Origin of the sequence: Pseudomonas sp. UM16, from assembly GCF_050312595.1 — a bacterium.
Taxonomy (GTDB): domain Bacteria; phylum Pseudomonadota; class Gammaproteobacteria; order Pseudomonadales; family Pseudomonadaceae; genus Aquipseudomonas.
In genome coordinates this window covers 1-803 of sequence record NZ_JBNPJT010000052.1, presented here as the reverse complement: position 1 = coordinate 803, position 803 = coordinate 1, and the positions used below count along the sequence as shown (strand labels likewise).

Genomic DNA, 803 nt, shown 5'->3' with positions numbered 1-803 from the left:
ACTGACCTCACCGATGCCAATATCACCGTTGAAGTCAAAGACACCACCGACACCACCACCGTGGCCGTCACTGCTGACCCGGCAAAAGAAGGCGACGCGAATGTCACCTTCCACTTCCAGATGAGCAATCCGCCACAGGGCACCACCACCCTGACCGTCAACGTCGGTGGTCAGAACCACACCGTAAACATCGATGCCAGCGGCAAGGGCACCCTGTCGGTTCCGAATACCAACGGTGAAGACGTCTACAAAGACGGTACTACTGTCGAAGCAACTGTGACTGCGGTGAACGGCGGTAACTTCGAAAAAACTGACCTCACCGATGCCAATATCACCGTTGAAGTCAAAGACACCACCGACACCACCACCGTGGCCGTCACTGCTGACCCGGCAAAAGAAGGCGACGCGAATGTCACCTTCCACTTCCAGATGAGCAATCCGCCTCAGGGCACCTCCACCCTGACCGTCAACGTCGGTGGTCAGAACCACACCGTAAACATCGATGCCAGCGGTAAGGGCACCCTGTCGGTTCCGAATACCAACGGTGAAGACGTCTACAAAGACGGTACCAGCGTCGACGCGACCGTGACTGCGGTGAACGGTGGTAACTTCGAAAAAACTGACCTCACCGATGCCAACGTCACAGTTGAAGTCAAAGACACCACCGACACCACCACCGTGGCCGTCACTGCTGACCCGGCAAAAGAAGGCGACGCTAACGTCACCTTCCACTTCCAGCTGAGCAACCCGCCACAGGGCACCACCACCCTGACCGTCAACATCGGTGGTCAGAACCACACCGT

1 protein-coding gene is annotated in these 803 nt (G+C 57.2%); it reads left to right on the top strand.

The genetic code is table 11. From position 1 onward, the window contains the following. Positions 1 to 803: immunoglobulin-like domain-containing protein (locus tag ACQRAX_RS25495; RefSeq protein WP_427867777.1), on the top strand; the 803-nt coding region annotated here is incomplete at both ends.